The organism is Brucella thiophenivorans, assembly GCF_002252445.1.
GTDB lineage: Bacteria > Pseudomonadota > Alphaproteobacteria > Rhizobiales > Rhizobiaceae > Brucella > Brucella thiophenivorans.
The window spans coordinates 88,482-109,545 of the sequence record NZ_NNRJ01000010.1 but is presented as its reverse complement, the minus strand read 5'-3'; the positions used below and the strand labels follow the sequence as shown (position 1 = coordinate 109,545).

The following is a 21,064-nucleotide window of genomic DNA, read 5'->3' as shown; positions in this document are numbered from 1 at the left end:
TTAGTAATTCGTCCGCAGGTACATGCCGTCATAAAGTGACGCAACCTCCTCGGCATAGCCATTGAATGGCAAAGTCGGGCGGCGGCTGGCGCTAAAGAAGCTGCCTTCACCGATCCTGCGTTCTGTCGCCTGTGACCAGCGCGGATGATCGACCTCAGGATTCACATTGGCATAGAAGCCATATTCATTGGCGGCTTGCTGCTGCCATGATGTCGGCGGCTGCTTTTCGACAAAGCTGATTTTGGTGATCGATTTGATGCCTTTGAAGCCGTATTTCCACGGCACGACGAGGCGAACAGGGGCGCCATTGGCATTGGGGAGTGTTTCGCCATAAAGGCCGACAGAGAGGATCGTAAGCGGATGCATGGCCTCATCAAGGCGCAGGCCTTCGACATAAGGCCAGTTTAACGTCTGAAACAGTCCCTTTTGACCGGGCATTTCTTCTGGACGAACAACACCAGTGAAGGCGATATATTTTGCAGAGCCCAGTGGTTCGACCTGCTTCAACAGGCTTGAGAGCGAAAAGCCGATCCATGGGATGACCATCGACCATGCCTCGACGCAGCGCATCCGATAAATGCGCTCTTCAAGCGGCATTTTGGCAATCAGATCCTGTATGTCGAATTCTTTGGGCTGTTTGACCAGGCCATCGATTCTCAACCGCCATGGCAATGGCTTGAAGTCACCGGAATTGGCGGACGGATCGCTTTTGTCTGTGCCAAATTCGTAGAAATTATTATAAGTCGTGACGGATTCTTTGGGTGTAAGCTTTTCACCGACTTTGTAGGCTGAAGCTGCCGCTTTCAGAGGGTCGGCGAAAGCGCCTGACGCATATCCAGTTGCAGCGATAGCGCCTGCGCCGATGAGAAATTCGCGGCGACGCAAATAGAGGTTCTTCGGCGTTACCTCGCTCGAATTGAGGTAGGCCGAAGAATTGCGGTCTGGTTTATAGCTGCCCATAACGAAATCCTCTTTGTCAGGATAATTTAATTAGGTCAATTTTCACGCTAAACACGTCAAAAACATGGATATTTTTGCGAGCTGCTTATGGCTCACGCTTTGTTGATGAGGAAGCGCAGTGTAACACGAATGTAACAGTTTGTAACTTTCCGTGTTTTCGACACATTTGTGCTAAATCTATCCTGTTTAAGCGCTGCTATTCATAACGGGCATCGGCCGGAATAAAACCTTCGTTAATATATCAATGGCAAGTTGGGCTTATGGTAAAGAAGATGTTTATAGCCACTCTTATGGTGGCGCTCGCAGCAACAACAAGCACTGCTTTCGCAGAGGGTGAACTCAGTCCTGTCAAGGTCGTGAGCAAGTCACAAGGCATGGCGTTAAACGGCATCTCCGCTTCTATGAAAGATGAAACTGGCACTCCCCGACTGGGTGAGGGCGTAACAATGCGTGACAAGAAAATGGATGTTGAAACGACGCCGGAACAAAACTTCTCGCGCAGCAAGCGGTTCATCTATCGTTTTTATAAGCCTGAAAACGCTTCCAATGAAGTGATTGTTCTGCTGCACGGTTCAGGTGGCAATGAAGCCAGCCTTGTTCCGATGGCATCAAAAATCTGGCCGCGTGCAACGCTGTTGGGTGTCCGCGGTCGCGTGATGCAGGATGGTGGCACGCGCTGGTATAAGCGCATCACGCCCGTCAAATTTGACCAGAAAGATGTGAAGCTTGAAGCCAATGCCTTTGTGACATTCCTCACACGTTTGGCGGACGAGAAGGATCTTGACCTGCCACATGCGACATTCGTTGGTTATTCGAATGGCGCAAATCTGCTGGCAGCAACCATGATGCTGCACCCTGATCTGGTGAAACGTGCTGTGTTGATGCGCTCAATGCCGGTTCTGGATAATGTGTCGGTCGCCAATCTTGGTAAGACGCGTGTGCTGACGATCACCGGTGAAGAAGACAAGTTGTATTCGCCATTTGCACCCGCTTTATCAGCGCTGTTGCGCGCTGGTGGTGCGAAGGTCGATGCGCGGACGATTGACGCCAATCATATGCTTGGCGACAAGGATGCATCCGCTATCAGCCAATGGGTGGCTTCCCTTGGTCCAGACGGCGGACCAACGGTCACGATGAAAGCGAAGTAATAAAAAAGGCCCCGTTCGGGGCCTTTTGTTTGACTATGTTAATCAGGTGGTTGTCATATCGATGACACCGCAGTCACCCGTTTCAGAGCCGAAGGCTAGGCGTGTGCCTTGCTCATCCCAGCCCATGCTGGTGATTGCACCCTTGCCGGGGCGACGCAGAAGAACTTCCTTTTGGTCTTCAAAGCGCACGAGAAGCACCATGCCGTCATTATAACCAATCGCGGTGATATCTTCGACGGGGTGGGAGGCGACGGATGTGACCATGCTGTCGCCGCGAAGCCCCAGTTCCAGCGGTGCCTTGCCCATCGGGCCATCTTTGCCCGCAAATGGCCAGACAATTGCAGCAGGAGCGCCCGAAGTGGCAAGCCATTTGGCCTTTACGCTCCACGACCAATCTTTAACCTTGGCCGGATAGCCGGTCATGCGCATGTGCTTGCTGTCTTCAAGGCGCCAGCCATGCAGTGCGTTTTCCTGCATCGAGGTGATCAGGAAGCGGCCATCGGGCGAGAAGATCGCACCGATATGTGCGCCTTTCCATTCCAGTTCCACAGGCTTCGCTTCAGTGCCTGTCCAGATTAGCGTTGCGCCATTATATCGGGCAATTGCCAGACGCTGGCCTTTCGGTGCAAACGCAATGCCTTCGACGCTGCGTTCCTGCGGATATTCCTGAACCTTGCCGTTGGATGTGCGCACCCATGCTGAGCGGCTTGAGGCGAAAGCAACAGTGCCGCTTGGACCGCTCGCAATTGCCGTCATCCATTTGCGCGGAACTTTGGCAAGCTCTGTGACTGTGCCATCGGAGGCGGTTTGACAGATGCGGCCATCTTCGCCGCCGGTTAACAGCGATTTGCCGTCAAAGGACAGTGTTGCACTCAGCAAACCGTCATGCGCTGTGCTGGTCTGGTGACCATTGTCCAGCCGATGGATGGTTCCATCGGCCAGAACAAAGAAGGGAACGCCGTTGATAAAACGTGCGTAAAGGCAATGACCGTCAAGGTCCAGTGGGGCAACTGTAGGCATCAGTGTCCAATTTTAGTTGGCAATTTTAATTGGCTTTGCAGTTTTCAAAACCGGCTTTGAGTTCAGCCGGATCCAGCTCACGTCCGATGAAGACCAGACGACTTTCATGCTTTTCTTCCGGCTTCCATGCGCGCTGGTGATCGCCTTCGATGATCATGTGAACGCCCTGAACCACGTAACGGTCTGGGTCGTCCTTAAACGCGATGATACCTTTGAGACGCAGAATATTTGGCCCCTGTGTCTGGGTGATATTCTGAATCCACGGGAAGAACTTGGCCGGATCGACTTCGCCCAAACGAAGTGAAACGGAGGTCACAGTCACATCATGGATCGGCGATGCATGGTCATGATGATGGTGATCGTGTCTATGGTCGTGATTGCAGTCCGGGCCGCATGTGTGATCGTGCCCATGATGATGGTCATGCCCGTGATCGTGATCACAATCAGGGCCGCAAACGTGATCCGGGTGATCGTGGTCGAGGAAGTGTGGATCGTTTTCCAACGCACGCTTTAAATCAAAGGCACCGCGATCAAGCACGCGGTCAAGCGGGATCGAAGAGCGTTCAGTACGGTGCATAACTGCATGCGGGTTGATCGCGCGGACAGTGGCTTCAACGGTTGCAAGTTCTTCTGGCGTGACAAGGTCAGTCTTGTTGATGAGTACCACATCGGCAAATGCGATCTGGTCTTCGGCTTCGCGGCTGTCTTTCAGGCGCAGCGGAAGATGCTTGGCATCAACGAGGGCCACAACGGCATCAAGAACCGTCTTTGCGCGCACATCGTCATCCATGAAGAAGGTCTGCGCGACAGGAACCGGATCGGCAAGGCCAGTCGTTTCCACGATGATCGCATCAAAACGACCCGGACGGCGCATCAGGCCTTGCACAACGCGAATCAAATCTCCGCGCACGGTGCAGCAAATGCAGCCATTGTTCATTTCATAGATTTCTTCGTCCGACTCGACGATCAGATCATTGTCGATGCCGATCTCGCCAAATTCGTTGACGATAACCGCATAACGCTTGCCGTGATTTTCGGTGAGGATGCGGTTGAGAAGCGTCGTTTTACCCGAGCCCAGATACCCGGTCAGAACGGTAACGGGAATGCGGGCTGCTTCTGTGGTCAACTTGTCCTCAGTTTGGGCTTCAGCCTGGCTCATTGTTTATGCCTCTTGAGTTGCTGTCTTTCGATGGTCGCGCAGATGCGCACCATTAAGGCTTCAGATCGGGTATTTCATATAAGGGAAGGTGTCCGGGAATGCTATATGCAATGCTATATTATAACATCCGCTCCAATCACGTTCTTGCCAGCGCTTCCGGCGTAAAGCGTGCAAGGTCAAACTGATCGACATCTTGTAAAAGTTCGATAAAGCCCGAAACGGCATGGGCGAGGATTTTTTCGCCCGCTTCGGCAGTTGCAGCGCTGGCGTTTCCTGCGACGCCTTGCGTATTCAGATCATTTATTTTCCAGCCAAAAGCGTGTGGGCCATAGGCGCGCAAGTGTTTAAACTCATTTGTGAAGTCAGATTGTTTGTTGGAAAAATTTTCAGCCTTCGTCATATCGACCAGATCAGGGCGCAGCGCCAGCATCACCGATGTTTCGATGAAGCCGCCGTGAATATCGAGCGACTTGTCTTCTGGCGTGATCAGTCCTTCCGGCAATCCGAAACGCGTCCAGCTTGTCGCCACAGTCAGCATATCGAGGCGGTTGCGCAGCTCGGTTGCGACGATTGTCATTAACGGTGAATTACCACCGTGCGCATTGAGCATCACAAGTTTGCGAATGCCGCCTGCATGAAGGTTTTCGCCCATTCCGATCCACTGGTTTATGGCTTCTGAAAATGCAAGGCTCTGCGTGCCTTCAACATCCATATGTTCGATCGAATAACCGATCGGCTGTACGGGTAGAAAATTCACATTGAGACTGGCGGGCAGCGCTTCATTGACGCGCGCGACGATACCTTCAGCGATGATCGTATCCGTTTCAAATGGCAGGTGAGGGCCATGCTGTTCGTGAGCGCCAAGTGGCAGGACGACAATCATGTCGCTGTTCTGGTCGCGCAGGTCGGTCATGTTTTTCTCCGTGCTGAATATTCTTAAACTATCAGGCATGAGCCTAATGTTGATCGATTAAAACAGCAACCATTGGTCAGATTCCGACATTTGCGTTTCGTATCTGTCGAAGACATGCAATGTTAGCCGCCCAATTTTACCTGCTTCGGCAAAGTTGCTTTGCAATCGAAATATTTACCTTAGAGCGCGGTTCGATCTGATTGAATCAGATCGGCACTCTAACTCCTTATATTATCGCGCATCTTTATCCGAAAACCGTTTCACACTTTTCGGGATGTGCTCTAACATGTTGCAGGTGTTTGCGGCTTCATATGCCAGACAATATCTTAGTATAGATTGCATTTTATTAGTCGGATGACCAAGGGTGAGGTGGCGATGAGCAAGGACAACAAGGCAGTGATGCTCTACCGGATGCAATCGGTAGCACGGCTCACACGGACAGTGCTTGCCACACGTCTTCTCGAATTAGGGCTTTATGCGGGTCAGGATGCAGTGATGCTGCAACTGGCTGCAGAAGATGGTCTGCCACCCGGCGTTCTGGCGCAACGCCTTGGCGTGCGTCCTCCGACAATAACAAAAACCATTACACGGCTGCAAAGTCAGGGTTTTGTCGTCAAGCGTGCGTCAGAGACGGATCAGCGTCAGTCGCATGTGTTTCTTACGCCGCAGGGTATTGAGGCGATTAAGATCATTGAGAAGTCTATTCGCAAGACTGAAAAAGACATGCTTAAAGGCCTTGATAAGAAAGAGCGCAAGGCATTTCTCAAAATGCTCGGACGTCTGGAAAACAACCTCGCTGCCCGCGGCTCCGTACGGGTGTCCGATGAGCTGGACAAGGAAGTTATTGAGGACGACGATGTGGAATAAGCGCAAGGCCATAAAGCCGCGCTGAAAAAACTTTCAATTCAATGATTGCAATGGCATAACCAATTGAAATGGGATGGCCGCTTCTTTAATTGAAATGATTTGAAGCCCTTCCTGTTGTGATTGATGCAAGATCATTTCGGGGAGGCGACGTGGCTCAGAAAATCAAGCTATCGACCATCGCAGATGCGCTTGGTGTTTCGACGGCCACCGTTTCGCTGGCATTGCGCGACAGCCCGCTTGTCGCTGACCAGACCCGTGAGAAAATCAAGGAACATGCCCGTGCCATCGGTTATATTTATAACCGTCGTGCTGCGAGCTTGCGTACTTCACGTTCTGGCATCGTAGGTGTCGTGGTGCATGACATCATGAACCCGTTCTTTGCCGAAATTTTGCGCTCCATTGAAACGGAACTGGATCGTTCGCGTCAGACATTCATTCTTTCCAACCATTATGACCAGTTGGAAAAGCAGCGCACCTTTATGGATACGTTGCTGCAGCTTGGTGCGGATGGTGTCATCATGTCGCCAGCCATTGGAACGCCGCCGGAAGACATTCAGCTTGCGGAAGATAACGGTCTGCCGGTCGTGCTGATTGCGCGTAGCGTCGAAGGTGTTCATGCGCCGGTTTTCCGTGGCGATGATGCTTACGGTATCGGTCTTGCAACCAATCACCTGATTTCGCTGGGTCACACACGCATTGCAATGATCGGTGGCACGGACCAGACATCGACGGGCCGTGATCGCTATCAGGGCTATTTGCAGGCCATGGACAAGGCTGGCCTTGAGGCGAAGCAGGAATGGCGCATTTCAGGTCCGCGTACCAAGCAGGCGGGTTTTGAAGTTGCTCCGCAGTTTCTGGCGCTCAAAGACAAGCCAACGGCAGCTGTTTGCTGGAACGATCTGGCCGCCATCGGCCTAATGAATGGTATTTCGCGTGCAGGGCTTGTGCCCGGTGAAGACATTTCCGTGACCGGTTATGACGACCTTGAAGAAGCTGCCATTGCAACGCCTGCACTGACCACCGTCTGGAATGGCCAGCGCGAGGTCGGACGCAGGGCGGCGCGTGCGCTGCTTGACCAATTAAACGGTGTTGAAGTTTCCTCCAATCAGGAACTGATCAAGCCGGAACTCCATATTCGGCAATCGACATCCAAGCCAAAAAACCTCTGACCTATCCCTAATCAGCGAGCCATTTTCTCCGGCTTGTTGAATCTTGCATGAATAGAAGGAAAGCGCCCATGGCTCAACGTGAAGCGACGATTCTGGTGCTCGGTAATTTTAACGATTACGCCGTGCAGCGGCTTTCCGGTGAATTTAAAGTGCAGCGCATCACCAAGGGTGATGCCAATCTTATTGACGCAAGCTGGGCGGCAGACGTTAAGGGCATCGCCAGCATGTCGAGCGTCAATGCATCCCTCATTGATGCGCTACCCAATCTTGAAATCATTGGCAATTTCGGTGTTGGTTATGATGCGGTCGATGCAAAGCATGCCGCCACCAAGCGCGTCATGGTCACGAATACGCCTGATGTGCTGACCGACGAAGTAGCCGACACGACCATTGGTCTTTTGATCGATACGGTTCGCGAATTGTCAAAGTCGCAGGAGTTTTTGCGGGCTGGCGATTGGGTGAAAAAGGGTCGTTACCCGCTCTCCCGGCTGTCGCTGCGTGGCCGCAAGGTCGGCATTTTTGGTCTTGGACGCATTGGCAAGGCTGTGGCGCATCGCGTTGAAGCTTTTGGCCTGCCGATTGCCTATCACAATCGTCGCAAAGCCGATGATGTCAGTTATGACTATTATCCGAGCCTGCTTGAGCTGGCTAAAGCAATCGATACGCTCATTCTGGTGGCGCCGGGCGGTGCTGAAACTGCAAAGACCGTCAACGCAGATGTGCTAAGTGCGCTTGGCCCCGAAGGTGTTCTGATCAATATCGGTCGCGGATCGGTGGTTGATGAAGATGCGCTGGGAGAGGCTTTGAAGAACGGCACGATTGCTGCTGCCGGTCTTGATGTTTTCGCCAATGAACCAAATGTGCCGCAGGAGCTTCTTGATGCACCAAATACGGTCTTGCTGCCGCATATCGGTTCGGCCTCGGAAAAAACCCGTCAGGGCATGGCTGATCTTGTCATCGATAATCTGATTTCATGGTTTGACAAGGGCGAAGCTTTGACGCCCGTGCCGGAAACCGTGAGGCTTCAGAAGCCCTGATCTGTTAAGCTGTGCGTTGCGCATTATGCGCACGTACCGCATCGCCAAAAGCTTCGAAAATTTTGCGCGATGGTGCATCGGACTGAACCCAGTATTCCGGGTGCCATTGTACGCCAACGATAAAGCCTTTGGAATTTTTCACAGATACAGCTTCGATGGTGCCGTCTTCGGCAATGGCTTCAATGTCAAGCTCCGGTGCCAGTTTGTCGATTGCCTGCCTGTGGACCGAGTTGACCTTTACACTGTCAGATTTGAGAATTTCGGCCAGACACGAATTTGGCGCAATTTTCACCGGATGCTGGATCGCAAAGCGTTCGGCCTGACTGTCTGATTGCGGTGCGCGATGATCCATCCGTCCTTCAAGTTCCTGAATTTCGGTCGCCAATGTTCCGCCGAGTGCAACATTGAGTTCCTGTAAGCCACGGCAGATCGCCAGAACGGGGACACCCTTTTCGATTGCCGTGCGGATTAGCGGGAGCGAGGTCGCATCACGCGCATTATCATATGGCTCGAAAGCGGCACTTTGTTCGACACCATAAAGCTCTGGATTGACGTTCGATTTTGAGCCAGTGACAAGCAAGCCATCCACACCACTAAGGATCGCGTCGGTATCCATCTTTGAACCAAAACTTGGCACCAGCAGAGGCGTGACTTCAGCAACATCAATGGCCGCTGCCAGATATTGTTCTGGTGCTGCATGCCAGATGTAATTTTCGAACGGCTTCACATCAGTAGGCACTGCGATGAGGGGGCGGGCAGAATTTGGCATGTCAGTTGAAATCCGAAAATGGCTTATTATTCTGCATATAGTGCATATATCAGTAATGTCTACAATTAACGAAGATTATTGTAAGGCTAGTTTTGTTTTATATTCTATTGATAACAAGTATTTTTTGTCATAGTCCTCTAGTCACATAAAGTTGATCCTGCTTTAAACAGTGGGATGGATTGGCGTCTTTGGGGGGGCAAATGACCGACAATCACCTTTTCTCTGTTGTCGGCAAAGTCATTGCCGTCACCGGAGGCTCTTCTGGTCTGGGGCAGCGAATGGTTCGGGTGCTTGCGAACCATGGTGCACGCATTGTTTCTATTTCACGCCATCACGACGATGATAATGCTTATCTTTGCGATGGTTCGGTGCTGAATGTCGTGGCAGACGTCACTCAGCCACACGAAATCAGCGCGGCTTTGGATGAAGCTGAGCGGGTTCTCGGTCCCATAGATGCGCTTTTTAACAATGCGGGTGTTGCACATGCAGCGCGCGTGCTCGATACGACGCGCGATATGCTGACACATATGCTTGAGGTAAATGTAACGGGCGCGTTTTTTACTGCACAGGATGTTGCAAAGCGAATGATCAATCGCGGTATAGGCGGTGCCATCGTCAATACCACAAGTATACTTGCCGATAGGCCGCAAAAGAGTACCGCAGGTTATGCAATGTCCAAAGCGTGTGTGACGCAAATGACGCGTGCATTGGCGCTTGAATTTGCACCTTATGACATTCGGGTCAATGCGATTGCTCCGGGCTGGTTTCCAACGCGAATCAACGAGCAACATCTTGTGGGACCAGTCGCATCTTACTTAAAAGGCTCAAATCCTATGAAGCGTCTTGGCGAGATGCGGGATCTGGATGGTGTGGTGCTTATGCTGGCTTCCGAAGCCAGCCGCTATATGACAGGTTCAGTGATTACAATCGACGGTGGTCATCATCTTTAGCTCGCCTTTTAAAAGCAATGCGATCGTTATGGTCTTTTTATCTGTAAAATATACGAAATTTGGCGTGTGACTACCATTTCAGGGCATTTGGTAGTGAATTCTACTACTGGGTCGATGCGTCGAATATCCTTTTTGTCAAAATATGATGGTGTTTTCAAATATTCAGAATGCTCTGAAATAATATCTTAGGGTTGTATTCTTGCTTTATGGGGAATGCTGCTGATTTTTCTTACTTTAAAAAGAATACAGCTCCTGATTGCTGTAATAACAGCTTGTGGTTTAGTCTTACGAAAGATATTTTTAAGTGATTGGTGGCATATTATCCCCTCTGAAAGGGATGCAATCAAAAATATGTGGCGAAGCCTTCAACCTGAGATACCTGCCGATGTGCGGCTATCGTTTTTGCGGTCGCTTTACGGCAATCGTACAACATTATGGTTTGGTTTGCTCGCCCATGTGGTGGCGTGTGTCGTCATCTATGTAAAAACGGCTGACTGGCGCTTTCTGGGCTTTGCCGGATTGTTTACGATTGTTGCCTTTGGCCGAATTTACGACATGCACAAATTTGACCAGGCAAAGCTTGGCAATTTGTCCCATGCCGATCTCGACAAATGGGAGGCTCGCTATCTTGTCGGCGCATCCCTTGTTTGTTTAACGCTCGGTATGCTGTGCTTTTTCTCAAGCTATGTGCTGCGGGATTCTTTTGCAGAACTAGCAAGCTTGACTATTCTTCTTGCATCGGTCGTATCGATTGTCGGGCGCAATTATGCATCGGCAAAGGCAGTCGTGCTGATGTCGGCCTGTACTTTGTTGCCTGTTCTCGCTGGTCTCATTCTTGCGGGGACTCCCTTTCACGTTGTGATTGGCTTGCTGCTGATCCCGTATTTCCTATCCAATATTCAGATGGCCAATGGGCTGCGGGAATTTCTTTTCGCAGCCGTCATGGGAAAGCGCCGCCTATCGGTCGTCGCCAGTCGTTTTGATGCAGCGCTGAATAATATGCCGCAAGGCTTGCTGATGTTTGATGCGCAGCAGCGGATTGCTGTCATCAATCATAAAACCAAAGCCCTGCTGAAGATTGCCGAACATACGAAGCTGCGCGGGCGCAAGCTTGAGGTTTTGCTACGTTATTGCATCCGACAGGGCTTGTTTCCGCACAATGACCTGAACAATATCGGAACCCGCATGCGCGATCTCCTTGCCGGCCGCAAGTCGCGGGATATTTTTCAGCTTGCCGATAATCGTTATATTGAATGCGTGTCCAACCAGACATCGAATGCCGGTGTGGTGCTCATGTTCGAAGATGTGACGCAGCGCGTTGAATCGGAAGTTCGGATTCAGCACATGGCACGTTTTGATGGCCTGACGGGCCTTCCAAATCGTAATTATTTTGAAACTATGGTTCGTTCACTTCTTGCCCACAAAGACCCTGATACGCTCGCAGCATTGATTGTCATCGACATCAACCATTTCAAACATGTCAATGATACGCTTGGGCATCATGTCGGCGATATGTTTCTCAGACTTTTTGCAGAGCGTCTGAATCTGCTTGATCCGCAGCGTTATGTCACCTCGCGCTTTGGCGGTGACGAATTCGTTGTGTTTGTTTTTAATCTGGGGGGAGAAGAAGAAATCACGCCGGTGATGGATCACATCATTGCGGTTGCGAGCGGCAATTATGATCTCAATGGTGATCAGATACATATTGAGATCAGTGCGGGCGTGGCAACTGAAAGCGTTGAAAAATGCGATATTGCCAGCATGCATATGAATGCTGATTTAGCACTTTATGAAGCTAAAGGTGATGAAGGCAAGCAATGGGCGTTGTTTGTCAGCGCTATGGACACCAAATATCGTGGACGTCAGAAGCTGAAAGCCGATTTGCGGCAGGCGATTGCCAACCGTGAGATCAAAGTGGTTTATCAGCCGATTGTCAGTGCGCAGTCCCTGCGTATCGTGGCCTATGAAGCGCTTGCGCGCTGGGAGCATGCGGAGCTCGGGCCCATCCCGCCAATGGAGTTTATTCCACTGGCCGAGGAAATCGGGATCATCTCGCAACTAACGCGGTTCATGCTCGAGCAAGCCTGTCAGGATTGTATGTCATGGGGTGATCGGATTGGCGTTTCTGTCAATCTTTCCGCTATCGATCTTAAAAATAGTGATATTGCGCGTGACATTGCGCGCGCGTTACAGAAGTCCAAGTTGCCTGCCCGGCAGCTCGAAGTTGAGGTAACGGAAAGTGCGATTATCGCAGACCGTAACCAGACCTCACTTGTTTTGCAGCGCCTTAAAAATGCTGGCATCAATATCGCGCTCGATGATTTCGGGACGGGGTATTCCAGTCTCAGCTATCTCAACAGCCTGCCATTGACCAAAGTTAAGGTTGATCGTTCCTTTGTTCAGGATATTACCACCGACCGTCGTTCTTTGATGCTGTTGCGTGGTGTCACGCAGCTTTCACATGAGCTTGGGTTGGCTGTTACGGTTGAAGGTGTGGAAACCGAAGAGCAACTGGCTCTTATCCGTGTTGCGGCAGGCGCCGACCTTGTTCAGGGCTATCTTTTGGGAAAGCCAATGCCAGCCGACGAAATCCGTACTTCATCTGCCAAAGCGATCGTACATCACGACACAGGGCGCACCGTCGCGTAACGCGTCTCTCCCCACTGCCTAGCAAGTTTTAGTGGTTTTCAACAAGCATAGAAAGATGATGATATTGAACTGTCGTCATCTGACACATTTATTCAGTATGATTTCAATTATTCTAATGTAGTTTGCGAATGTGCGAGGGATTTTATGAGGCGCTATTTTCGTTATTTAATATACGTTTTGACGATAATCATTATTATTGCTGGGGCCGGGGCTGCAATTTTCTGGAAGAAGATACATGAATATTGGGCGGTTTATCAGTATGCTCAAACATTCAAGCCAGATGTGATCGATGAAAACTTCCGCAGTCTTTATAAAAAGTATTCTTCTGTTCGTGTGCCGCACAATGCCGATGTCAGTGTTTTACCGATAGCTGAGCGGCCATTGCCAGAAACTTATACGTATAAGGGCGAGACGCGGAACGTCGCGGATTTTCTCAAGCGCACCGATACGACTGGTCTTATCGTGCTTAAAGATGGCGTGATCGTGCATGAGGAGTATGATCGCGGCAATACGGATGCCACCCAGTCTATTGCAATGTCTCTTTCGAAATCTTTCGTATCCTTTTTGATTGGTAACGCTGTGGCCGACGGACAGATCAAGCTTGATGAAACGGTCGATCATTATGTGCCGGTTCTCAAAGAGGGGGGCTACAATGGCGTCACGGTTAAAAACGTTCTGCAAATGTCATCAGGAATTGGCTTTAACGAGAACTATGGCGATCTGAACTCTGATATTGTCCGATATATCATCCAGATATTGACTGGCTCTGTTGTGGATTTTACGGCGCATCTGAAAAATGAGCGTGAGCAGGGCACCGTCAATCAATATGTGTCTGCGGATACGCAAGTACTTGCCCTGGTTCTGGAACACGCCACAGGTATTCCGATACAAGAGTATTTCCAAGATAGGCTCTGGTCAAAGCTTGGTGCAGAAGCAGACGCATTTTGGCTAACCGATTCAACAGGTGAGGTTGTTGCAGCAGGTGGTTTGAATGCAGTGCTGCGCGACTATGCGCGTTTTGGTTTGCTTTATATGAATGATGGACGAAACTACCGTGGCGATCAGATTGTGCCAGCGCAGTGGGTTCATGATTCTGTGACACCGGATAAGCCGTATCTGATGCCAGGCCGAATGTTGCCTTCAGGCAAGTTGGCTTATGGTTACGGCTATCAGTGGTGGATTCCATCCGAGCCTCAGGGAGACTTCGTTGGCGTCGGCATTTACGGGCAATTCATCTATGTGAACCCAGTAAAGAATGTCGTTATTGTCAAAACATCGGCTTATGCGGATTACAATGTCGACGGACAGGCTATGAAAGATGAGACTATTCACATGTTTCAGTCTTTGGCCAATTCGCTTTAAATAATCGATAAAGCTGCTCGAATGGTCGTTTATGGGCCATTCCAGAACGGGCTTTGTGAAAATTAAGCCGCCAAAGCATGATACTCGATGCGGCGGCAGACTTCTCTGTCACAGGCCTGTGAGAAAAACTCAAACTTATACCTTTACACGCTCATAAAGCACCTTATTCTGCGCGCTGATTTGATGAGTGCGGATATGATTTGAATGAGCAATGAAGCTGTCTCTGGCGGGCAACCGCCGCTATCCAATTTTGCACGGCAGCTATTGCAATTTCTGGATCGAGTGGAATATCGCCGGGTCGTTCAGGCCGAAGATCTCGAAGAAATAGGGCGGCTGCGTTATCGCTCCTATCGTACTCGAAATGTTATGCATGAAGCCGAAGTGCCGTCCATCGTCGACGATATTGATCGTGACAGCCATGCGTTCGTCTATGGTATCCATATTGATGGGCAACTGGTCAGCACGCTGCGTATTCATCACATCACGCCGGACCATCGCCGCGGTACAAGTCATGCACTCTTTCCCGATATTCTCGATCCGCTTCTCAACAGTGGTATGAGCTTTGTCGATCCCACCAGATTTGCTGCTGATCCTGAACTTCTGAGCGAATATCCGGCTATTCCATATGTCACGTTGCGCATTGCGGCGATGGCTTCGGAATATTTTGAAGCCGATCAATGTCTTGCATCGGTCAAACCGGAGCATATGGCGTTTTATAAGCGGATTTTTGGCACAACCGTCATGGCGGAAGCCCGTGAGCATGAAGGTTATGGGATCAAGGTTGGTCTTGGGGCGGCGCCAGTTCGCAATATTCGCGATGCTGTTGCTGTTCGGTTTCCTTTTTTCAAGTCGCAACCACATGAGCGGCGCGCCATGTTTGGCAATCTGGTCAATGGCGTCGGCCCACTGACCATCATGCCGACTGCGAAATATACAGGTCTTGGCGTATAAGACGTTATACGCACGATCATTGCATTTGATTATTTAAATCTTTTTGAAAGTTGCTCTAAATATTTAGATGTAGCACTTTTTGAAAATTGCGGTTAGGTAAGCGCAGGAGCCGCCTTGCGCGGTGTGAGGGGCACTGCGACAATGGGCCGGGCAGGAAAGCACAACGCTTATGTCGGTCACTGTTGCATGCGCGTTGAAGATTGAGGATATTCTGGCTAAGAATAGTCAAAATAACTCAATGGGTGGAACAAAAATGGCAGAACATCATACTACAGGCTCGGCTGAACTCGGCGCGAAGATGGATTATCCGGAGCATGAGAAAACTTATGCCGGTTTCATGGGCCTGTTGAAATGGGGCACTGTAGCTCTCGTTGCGCTTCTTGCTTCCATGGCGTTCGGCTTCTTTGCGGGGGGAGCTTTCTCCGCTTCCGTTCTCTTTGTTCTTATCTGCGTTGCTGCCTGGTTCATCCTCTAAGGATTTAAACCCCCATCGCGATTTGATCGAATGCCTTGGTAAGGGTGCTGCTTGCGCCTCGCCGGGGTTTTGTGCATGTTCTTTGCTTTTTATATATTGATGGGGCTTCTTCCCGGATGCCCTGAATTCTGCCCGGCTCTTTGGCCGGATCAAGCCACGAAAGGGAAACCAGTTGGCCCAGACTATATTCATTCCGAAAGAGAGTGATCCCAACGAGACCCGCGTTGCGGCATCTGCCGAGACGGTGAAGAAATTCACCGCCCTTGGCTTTGATGTCGTGGTGGAAAAGGGCGCAGGCGAAAAATCGCGTATCATCGATACCGAGTTTTCGGGTGCCGGTGCTCGCATTGGAACTGCGGCAGATTCCAAAACGGCAGATGTCATCCTCAAGGTGCGCCGTCCAAACGATGCGGAGCTTAAAGGATATAGGTCGGGCGCAGCTTTGTTTGCGATGCTTGATCCTTATGGTCATGAAGATGCAGTTGCGGCATTGGGTAAAGCTGGTATCTCCGCTTTTACAATGGAATTCATGCCGCGCATTACCCGCGCGCAGGTGATGGATGTTCTCTCATCGCAGGCCAATCTTGCCGGTTATCAGGCGGTGATCGATGCGTCTGAAACCTACGATCGGGCCATGCCGATGATGATGACGGCGGCAGGCACTGTGCCTGCGGCGCGTGTGTTTGTCATGGGTGCAGGTGTGGCTGGCCTTCAGGCGATTGCGACAGCGCGTCGTCTGGGGGCTGTGGTGACGGCAACCGACGTTCGCCCGGCTGCCAAAGAGCAGGTGGCATCACTCGGTGCGAAGTTTGTCGCCGTCGAGGATGAAGAGTTTAAGGCCGCTGAAACTTCTGGTGGTTATGCCAAGGAAATGTCAAAGGAATATCAGGCCAAGCAGGCGGCACTCGTTGCTGACCACATTGCCAAGCAGGATATTGTCATCACCACTGCCCTTATTCCGGGTCGTCCTGCGCCACGCCTTGTGACCAAAGAAATGGTCGCAGCCATGCGTCCAGGTTCGGTTTTGATTGATCTGGCGGTTGAACGTGGCGGCAATGTCGAAGGTGCTATTGCCGGACAAATTGCCGAAGTTAATGGCGTGAAGATCGTCGGGCATCTTAATGTGCCCGGACGTATCGCCGCAACTGCGTCGCAGCTTTATGCGCGCAACCTTTATGCTTTTCTTGAAACGCTGGTCGATAAGGAAGTCAAGCTTCTCAAGCTTGATCCAGAAGAAGAGCTCGTCAAAGCAACCCTGTTGACGCACGGCGGCCAGGTCGTGCATCCGGCTTTTGCCAAGGCTGATGCTGAGCGTGTGATCGTAGTCGAGAAAGTTGCAAAGCCAAAAGCTGCGCCAAAACCAAAGGCGCCTGCCGCTAAAACAGCCAGAAAAACACCGGCAAAAGCTGCAAAAACTTCCGCTGATGGAGGAGAGGCATAATGTCCGATACAGCACTTGAAAAAGCTCTTGAGAGCCTCAATCAGGCGGCAGATGCCGTAAGACAGGCTGCAGAAAACGCTGGCGGTTATGGCGATGCTGCGGCTGCTGCAGCACATGCAGCAAGTGGCGGCGTGGTGGATCCCTTCGTCTTCCGCCTTGCGATTTTCGTCCTGTCGATTTTTGTCGGATATTATGTCGTCTGGCAGGTAACGCCTGCGCTTCATACGCCGCTGATGGCCGTTACCAATGCGATTTCTTCGGTGATTGTCGTTGGCGCGCTTCTGGCGGTTGGCCTCTCATTGAGCGGCTGGGCGACCGGCTTTGGCTTTATTGCGCTGATCCTTGCAAGTGTGAATATTTTTGGTGGCTTCCTCGTCACCCAGCGCATGCTTGCCATGTATAAGAAAAAAGAAAAGTGAGGCTGAACCACCATGAGCATTAATATTGCAGCCTTTCTTTATCTCGTTTCCGGTGTGTTGTTCATTCTGGCTTTGCGTGGTCTGTCGCATCCGACAACCAGCCGTCAGGGCAATACATTCGGCATGGTTGGCATGGGTATCGCCATTGTCACGACGCTGTTGCTGGCCCGCCCAAGCTTTGGCGGTCTGGTTTTGATCCTTGTCGGCATCGCAATTGGTGGCGGTATTGGTGCGGTCATTGCGCGTCGCATCGCGATGACGGCAATGCCACAGCTCGTTGCTGCCTTTCACTCGTTGATCGGTCTTGCGGCTGTTCTGGTGGCTGCGGCAGCCCTTTATTCACCGCATTCATTTGGCATTGGTGAAGTCGGTCAAATCCATGGTCAGGCGCTGATCGAAATGTCGCTGGGTGTTGCGATCGGTGCCATCACCTTTACCGGATCGATCATTGCGTTTTTGAAACTTGATGGTCGCATGTCGGGCAGGCCAATCATGTTGCCGGGTCGCCATGTCATCAATGCGGCCCTTGCTGCTGCAATCGTGATCCTGATTGCTGTTCTGACCAACGCCGAAAGCCATTTCGTGTTCTGGCTGATCGTGATCCTCGCGTTGATTTTTGGCGTGCTGATTATCATCCCGATTGGCGGCGCGGATATGCCGGTTGTCGTTTCCATGCTCAATTCCTATTCGGGGTGGGCTGCGGCAGGCATTGGCTTCACGCTTGGCAATCTCGCGCTGATTATTACCGGGGCGCTGGTTGGCTCATCCGGTGCGATCCTGTCCTACATCATGTGTAAAGGCATGAACCGCTCATTCATCTCGGTTATTCTGGGTGGCTTCGGCGGTGATGTGGCAGCTGCGGGCGGCGGCGAAGTAGAACAGCGTCCGGTCAAACAGGGTTCGGCTGACGATGCCGCCTTCATCATGAAAAATGCATCCAAGGTCATCATCGTGCCGGGCTACGGCATGGCGGTGGCACAGGCACAGCATGCGTTGCGTGAAATGGCCGATAAACTCAAGGCAGAAGGCGTGGAAGTGAAATACGCAATCCACCCGGTTGCCGGTCGTATGCCGGGTCATATGAACGTGCTGCTGGCAGAAGCCAACGTGCCTTATGATGAAGTTTTTGAGCTTGAAGATATCAATTCCGAATTTGCAACCGCTGACGTTGCCTTCGTGATCGGTGCCAATGACGTGACCAATCCGGCTGCAAAGACCGATCCGCAATCACCGATTTTCGGTATGCCGATCCTAGATGTCGATAAGGCTGGTACGGTGCTGTTCATCAAGCGCGGCATGGGTTCAGGCTATGCAGGCGTCGAGAACGAGTTGTTCTTCCGCGACAATACGATGATGCTGTTTGCAGATGCGAAAAAGATGGTTGAGAGTATAGTGAAAGCGCTTGACCATTAGGCCTTCGATATTCGGGTTCTGACGGCCTGCAAATGGCGTGGTTCTGCGCTTCCGGTGCTCATGTACTTTAAGTTCACTCCGCTCCGGTTCTCGAACCTCACCATTTTCGGCACGTCATTTACCCGAATCTCATAAGGCCGGGGTGTTCTGGCAAGAAACAAAAACGGCGGCTTCGAGCCGCCGTTTTTGTTTGTGCTGGCAATTTTCGATCAACCGTAGATCATCTTGTCCTGCAACGCACGCAGTTCGGCAATCTTTGAGCCGGGCTGTGGTGCTGCGTTGGCATAGGTGATGAGTTCACCCTTTTTGATTGGTGCAGTGACGGTGCCGTTTTGCAGCAAGCCGCAAGGAATGGCCTTGGCACTGCGTGCTTCCGGCGTCGTCATGATCCATGAACGATAGCAATATTGACCGATGGCATCGAGATGATCGCCCGGCTGCATGTCCTTTTTCGCAACGGCGCAGACTTCCGCCACGGGCTTTGGCAGCGGCACCATATCCGATTTACCATACAGGACAGCACGCGCGACTGTCAGTGGCACTTCAAGCGACGTAAGGTGATAAGGGCGGTGGAAGGTGAAGTAGGGGCCTTTGCCGATTTTCAGGTCTTCTAGCCGTTCATTCAGGCGAGGGTGGTCCATCTTGGCCACAACGAACACGCCCGGCGACACGCCTTTGCCGATGGAATAATCCACAACGCCGCTCTTGCTGAGAACGCCGCCATCAGCCTGCGGGATGAGGGTTTGGCTTAGCTGATCAACGCTGGCACGCGGTCCATGCATGCCTGCAATATCCGGAACGAGGCCCGTTGCATTGGCGATTGCAGCCATTTCGACCATGGTTTTCGAGCCATCGACAAATTCCACCAACAGGCGGACATTCATATTCCGACGGTCGGCTTCTTCGTGATAATCATCGGGAATTGCATCGAAATTAAGCGGGTTGTTCTTGCCCTTGCCAGCCGAGACGACTTCATACCCAAGTGCCGAGACGAATTCGATCAGTTCCATGCAGGATGAAGGTTCGTCGCCAGCGCCCAGCGAATATATAACGCCCTGCTTATCGGCCTGCGCTTTTAGGTAGGGGCCGATGGTCACATCAGCCTCGACATTCATCATCACAAGATGCTTGCCGTTTTCAATCGCCTTGATACCGGTTTCAGCGCCGACTTCGGGAATGCCGGTCGCATCGATAATCACATCAATCAGCGGATTGGAGAGGATCAAGCCATTGTCACCGGTTACTGCAATCTTGCCGCTTTCAATAGCGCTGGTCATGGTGCTTTCGGTCGTCGCTTCGCGCGCGTTTTCTTCGCTGCCATAAGCGGTGCGCACGGCCTTGAATGTGTTTGGCAAACGGCGAGCGGACAGTGCGCCGACTTCGATGCCCGGCATGCGCGCCACTTGTGTGACAATATCCGTTCCCATTTCGCCCGCGCCGATGAGGCCGATGCGGATTGGTTTTCCTGTTTCGGCGCGTGTTTGCAAGTCCCGCGCCAGTCCAACCAGTGCCACATTCGTCGTCATGAGAGTCTCCGCGATAATTTTGTCACGCTTCACTTGTTATAGATGCGAAATCGTTCAACAGTCTCTATATGAACGCTGACACGTTCGCATCTCAAATCGACGCGACAAAATACGCATTCTACCGGAGTCTTTATGAGCAACGCATCACTCTTCGACCTCATCATTTTCGATTGCGACGGTGTTCTCGTCGATAGCGAACCGCTATCCTGCCGTGCGTTCGAACAGGTTTATGCCAATCACGGTATGATGCTGCCGGAAGGAACGGTTGCCAAGGGCATTGGCATGAAGCAGGCAGATATTCTTGAGATGATTGTTGATCTGACCGGCCATCGTTTGCCTGATGAAGCTTTAAGCCAGTTCTGGCCTGAGACGAAAGTGTTGTTTGCAGAGCATTTGCAGCCTGCCGTGGGCATTGCCGATTTTCTAAAAGTTCTGACCTATAAGCGCTGCGTTGCATCGTCATCGCAGCCTGAGCGCATCGCATTCAGCTTGAAAAAGACAGGGATTGAGCAATATTTTGGCGATGCGGTTTATTCATCGAGCATGGTCAAGCGTGGCAAGCCTGCGCCTGATCTGTTCCTCTTTGCTGCCGATAAGATGGGTGTCGATCCCAAGCGTTGCGTTGTGATTGAAGATTCGCCCTTTGGCGTCGAAGGCGCGGTTGCGGCTGGTATGACGGCTTTTGGCTATACGGGCGGCGGACATACCTATGAAGGTCACACAGAACGCCTGTCATCCAAGGGTGCGGAGCGCGTTTTCTCCCACTGGGATGATATTGCCCGTGAAATACTGGTAGCAGCCTGATCACTAGTCTTGCTGTCTTGTGATTAATGGAT

At 51.4% G+C, this 21,064-nt stretch carries 19 protein-coding genes; 13 read left to right on the top strand and 6 right to left on the bottom strand.

Annotated elements, in window-relative coordinates; genetic code table 11:
• A complete protein-coding gene (gene msrP, locus CEV31_RS02845; protein WP_094505384.1) occupies positions 1 to 960 on the bottom strand; it encodes a protein-methionine-sulfoxide reductase catalytic subunit MsrP in 960 nt (319 codons plus the stop codon).
• Between the two features lie 260 nt (positions 961 to 1,220).
• Here msrP and CEV31_RS02840 point away from each other — a divergent pair, with 260 nt between their 5' ends.
• Entirely contained in the window at positions 1,221 to 2,108 is an 888-nt protein-coding gene (locus CEV31_RS02840; RefSeq protein WP_094505383.1) for an alpha/beta hydrolase, read from the top strand.
• Between the two features lie 42 nt (positions 2,109 to 2,150).
• Here the strand turns inward: CEV31_RS02840 and CEV31_RS02835 are convergent, their stop codons facing one another.
• The 3 genes from CEV31_RS02835 to CEV31_RS02825 form a co-directional block, all read right to left on the bottom strand.
• Entirely contained in the window at positions 2,151 to 3,128 is a 978-nt protein-coding gene (locus tag CEV31_RS02835; protein WP_094505382.1) for a WD40 repeat domain-containing protein, read from the bottom strand.
• 25 nt (positions 3,129 to 3,153) lie between these two features.
• On the bottom strand, positions 3,154 to 4,287 hold the full coding sequence (locus tag CEV31_RS02830; protein ID WP_094505381.1) for a CobW family GTP-binding protein: 1,134 nt from the start codon (positions 4,285 to 4,287) through the stop codon (positions 3,154 to 3,156).
• Positions 4,288 to 4,423: 136 nt separating this feature from the next.
• Positions 4,424 to 5,200: a creatininase family protein gene (locus tag CEV31_RS02825; RefSeq protein WP_094505380.1), complete on the bottom strand. Its 777-nt coding sequence runs from the start codon at positions 5,198 to 5,200 to the stop codon at positions 4,424 to 4,426.
• A 375-nt stretch (positions 5,201 to 5,575) separates the two neighbouring features.
• Between CEV31_RS02825 and CEV31_RS02820 the strand changes: the two genes are divergently transcribed.
• The 3 genes from CEV31_RS02820 (at position 5,576) to CEV31_RS02810 (ending at position 8,273) form a co-directional block, all read left to right on the top strand.
• Entirely contained in the window at positions 5,576 to 6,067 is a 492-nt protein-coding gene (locus CEV31_RS02820; RefSeq protein WP_094505416.1) for a MarR family winged helix-turn-helix transcriptional regulator, read from the top strand.
• Positions 6,068 to 6,216: 149 nt separating this feature from the next.
• Positions 6,217 to 7,236: a LacI family DNA-binding transcriptional regulator gene (locus tag CEV31_RS02815; protein WP_094505415.1), complete on the top strand. Its 1,020-nt coding sequence runs from the start codon at positions 6,217 to 6,219 to the stop codon at positions 7,234 to 7,236.
• Positions 7,237 to 7,304: 68 nt separating this feature from the next.
• A complete protein-coding gene (locus CEV31_RS02810) occupies positions 7,305 to 8,273 on the top strand; it encodes a 2-hydroxyacid dehydrogenase (RefSeq protein WP_094505379.1) in 969 nt (322 codons plus the stop codon).
• A gap of 4 nt (positions 8,274 to 8,277) precedes the next feature.
• Here CEV31_RS02810 and CEV31_RS02805 read toward each other — a convergent pair whose 3' ends face one another.
• Positions 8,278 to 9,042, bottom strand: coding sequence for a gamma-glutamyl-gamma-aminobutyrate hydrolase family protein (locus CEV31_RS02805; protein WP_094505378.1), 765 nt, complete (start codon positions 9,040 to 9,042; stop codon positions 8,278 to 8,280).
• A 200-nt stretch (positions 9,043 to 9,242) separates the two neighbouring features.
• Between CEV31_RS02805 and CEV31_RS02800 the strand changes: the two genes are divergently transcribed.
• The 8 genes from CEV31_RS02800 (at position 9,243) to CEV31_RS02765 (ending at position 18,702) form a co-directional block, all read left to right on the top strand.
• Complete coding sequence (locus CEV31_RS02800) at positions 9,243 to 9,992, top strand: SDR family NAD(P)-dependent oxidoreductase (protein WP_094505377.1); 750 nt, start codon at positions 9,243 to 9,245, stop codon at positions 9,990 to 9,992.
• Positions 9,993 to 10,343: 351 nt separating this feature from the next.
• On the top strand, positions 10,344 to 12,641 hold the full coding sequence (locus CEV31_RS02795; protein WP_094505376.1) for a putative bifunctional diguanylate cyclase/phosphodiesterase: 2,298 nt from the start codon (positions 10,344 to 10,346) through the stop codon (positions 12,639 to 12,641).
• Between the two features lie 144 nt (positions 12,642 to 12,785).
• On the top strand, positions 12,786 to 14,003 hold the full coding sequence (locus tag CEV31_RS02790; RefSeq protein WP_094505375.1) for a serine hydrolase domain-containing protein: 1,218 nt from the start codon (positions 12,786 to 12,788) through the stop codon (positions 14,001 to 14,003).
• Positions 14,004 to 14,207: 204 nt separating this feature from the next.
• Entirely contained in the window at positions 14,208 to 14,954 is a 747-nt protein-coding gene (locus CEV31_RS02785) for an N-acyl amino acid synthase FeeM domain-containing protein (protein WP_094505374.1), read from the top strand.
• 253 nt (positions 14,955 to 15,207) lie between these two features.
• Entirely contained in the window at positions 15,208 to 15,429 is a 222-nt protein-coding gene (locus CEV31_RS02780; RefSeq protein WP_094505414.1) for an aa3-type cytochrome c oxidase subunit IV, read from the top strand.
• A 172-nt stretch (positions 15,430 to 15,601) separates the two neighbouring features.
• Positions 15,602 to 16,870, top strand: coding sequence for a Re/Si-specific NAD(P)(+) transhydrogenase subunit alpha (locus CEV31_RS02775; protein WP_094505373.1), 1,269 nt, complete (start codon positions 15,602 to 15,604; stop codon positions 16,868 to 16,870).
• Positions 16,870 to 17,289, top strand: coding sequence for an NAD(P) transhydrogenase subunit alpha (locus CEV31_RS02770; protein WP_094505372.1), 420 nt, complete (start codon positions 16,870 to 16,872; stop codon positions 17,287 to 17,289). The genes CEV31_RS02775 and CEV31_RS02770 overlap by 1 nt, the downstream gene beginning before the upstream one ends.
• Positions 17,290 to 17,301: 12 nt before the next feature.
• Entirely contained in the window at positions 17,302 to 18,702 is a 1,401-nt protein-coding gene (locus tag CEV31_RS02765) for an NAD(P)(+) transhydrogenase (Re/Si-specific) subunit beta (RefSeq protein WP_094505371.1), read from the top strand.
• 209 nt (positions 18,703 to 18,911) lie between these two features.
• Here the strand turns inward: CEV31_RS02765 and CEV31_RS02760 are convergent, their stop codons facing one another.
• Positions 18,912 to 20,228, bottom strand: a complete 1,317-nt coding sequence (locus CEV31_RS02760) for a 1-deoxy-D-ribulose 5-phosphate reductoisomerase (RefSeq protein ID WP_094505413.1) — start codon at positions 20,226 to 20,228, stop codon at positions 18,912 to 18,914.
• A 132-nt stretch (positions 20,229 to 20,360) separates the two neighbouring features.
• Between CEV31_RS02760 and CEV31_RS02755 the strand changes: the two genes are divergently transcribed.
• A complete protein-coding gene (locus tag CEV31_RS02755) occupies positions 20,361 to 21,032 on the top strand; it encodes an HAD family hydrolase (RefSeq protein ID WP_094505370.1) in 672 nt (223 codons plus the stop codon).
• Positions 21,033 to 21,064: the final 32 nt, after the last annotated feature.